Raw genomic sequence first — 2,038 nt, forward strand, 5'->3', positions numbered from 1 at the left:
CAGCGAAAACCAAGGGCAATTTTTCCTTTCCTGGGCTTTTAATTATTTTTAAAGTTTTTAAATGCTTTTAGACTCTCTGAAAACCTTTGTTTGCAAGGCTTTCAAGGTGGATAAGACTACAATTTCTTTGTCATAAGACTACAATTTCTTTGTCATAAGACTACAATTTCTTTGTCATAAGACTACAATTTCTTTGCATTTGATTACATCGAATGCTAATGTAGTCTTAATAACACTTATAACCTATGCAGTCTTATGAAAAATGACTTAGTAGTAAAAGATAATGCCTTAATTAATGCCAGTTATAATCTCGAAGTAACCGAGCAACGGCTTATCCTTTTATCAATAATAAGAGCAAGAGAAACAGGCCAAGGGATCTCATCCGACAGTAAATTAGAAATCCATGCTTCTGATTATGCTTCTCGCTTTGATGTCACCAAAGAAGCTGCGTATAACGCTCTAAAAAATGCAGTTAATAATCTTTTTGAAAGAAAGTTCTCTTTTAAGGAAATTCATAAAGATACAAACAAAGAAATTGTAGTCAAATCCCGCTGGGTTAGCCGAATTGCATATGTTGATGACCTTGCTACATTAGAAGTTACCTTTGCACCAGATGTTGTTCCTCTTATTACAAGATTGGAAAAGCACTTTACGAGCTATCAACTTAAACAGGTTGCGCAACTAACTAGCAAATATGCTATTCGTCTATATGAGTTTCTAATTGCTTGGAGAGACGTAGGAAAAACACCTGTTATTTCTTTATCTGAGTTCAGAGAAAAATTAGGACTTGAGATGAATGAATATCAAAAAATGGTTAATTTTAAAAGTCGTGTTTTAGAACCAGCCATAAAGCAAATCAATGAGCTGACTGATATACATGTAAAATACGAACAGTACAAAACAGGAAGATCTATCTCAGGCTTATCATTCACTTTTAAGCATAAAAAAATTGATTCGATACCTTCAGAAAGAGATCCAAACACGGTAGATCTCTTTACCCAAATGACCGATGCACAACGCCACATGTTTGCCAATAAACTTTCAGAGCTACCGGAAATGGGTCGGTATTCCCAGGGAACTGAAAGCTATCCACAATTTGCTATTCGTATTGCTGAGATGCTTCACGATCCTGAAAAAATCAAAGAACTATATCCATACCTAAAAAAAGTGGGATATATGCCATTAAATAAAAGGATTTAGTAAATGGCTAAATTATCACTAAGTGAAGTATCTAACCGCTTTAACGTCAGTCGTTCTACGCTATATAGGGCCATAAAAGAAGGGCGTATATCTCGAAGCGCTGATGGTCTTTTTGATATTGCAGAAGTCATCCGATGCTTTGGAGAGCCGATCAAAAAGCATGAACAAAAACAAGAAGTGGATCAGTCTAAAGATGATGCTGATTTACGTCAGCTTGTTGATTTTATGAAAAAGGAAATTGAGTCATACAAAGATCGTGAGAAACGCTATTTAGATCAAATAGACCGCTTTCAATTGCTATTAGGGCATAAAGAGTCTGAAGAAAAAATGTCTCATGATACACCAGTGACACATTCCAATGATGCACCATGCGACAACAATAGTGGAATAAGTGAAACTATTGATAATAATAGAGATAGTGAAATTAAAACATCCCATGAGACATTGGTGACACGCCCTAATGAAACACCAAAACACGTACCAAATACGCATTATGAGACAAAGAAAAAGCGTGGATTATTTGGCCGTGTGCTGAATGCGGTGTTCGATAATAACTGAGCAATAAAGGGAGAGAGATCATGCCAAAACTGAAAGACATTGCCTTGGGAATTATTGTGGCCCCGCTGCTGATCCCGATCATGCTGATCGCATCGTATCAGGATAAAAAGGCGCTGAAGAAAGAGCTGGATGAACGCCAAAAAGAAAAAGACCAGTCATCCTGATTATTCAATTGAGCTAATCAAAATCGTGAAACATTGCTTAAATAATAGGCGTGGAACGTGAAAAATCATAAAAAAAACCCACCTTGGGGAAGGTGGGCTATCAACTAGAAACTACA

The 2,038-nt window shown here is 36.4% G+C and carries 3 protein-coding genes; all 3 read left to right on the forward strand.

All coding sequences use genetic code 11. From position 1 onward, the window contains the following. Positions 1–255 precede the first annotated feature (255 nt). The 3 genes from repM to AVJ20_RS18465 are packed head-to-tail and all read left to right on the forward strand — an operon-like array spanning position 256 to position 1,922. Positions 256–1,200: a replication initiation protein RepM gene (gene repM / locus AVJ20_RS17800; RefSeq protein WP_068912167.1), complete on the forward strand. Its 945-nt coding sequence runs from the start codon at positions 256–258 to the stop codon at positions 1,198–1,200. Between the two features lie 3 nt (positions 1,201–1,203). Continuing rightward, positions 1,204–1,758, forward strand: a complete 555-nt coding sequence (locus AVJ20_RS17805; protein WP_111886133.1) for a plasmid replication DNA-binding protein — start codon at positions 1,204–1,206, stop codon at positions 1,756–1,758. A 20-nt stretch (positions 1,759–1,778) separates the two neighbouring features. After that, positions 1,779–1,922 (forward strand): hypothetical protein, encoded by a 144-nt coding sequence (locus AVJ20_RS18465; protein WP_171319340.1) that lies wholly within the window; start codon positions 1,779–1,781, stop codon positions 1,920–1,922. The last annotated feature ends 116 nt before the right edge of the window (positions 1,923–2,038 follow it).

It is taken from the genome of Acinetobacter sp. CFCC 11171 (genome assembly GCF_003268405.1).
Taxonomy (GTDB): domain Bacteria; phylum Pseudomonadota; class Gammaproteobacteria; order Pseudomonadales; family Moraxellaceae; genus Acinetobacter; species Acinetobacter amyesii.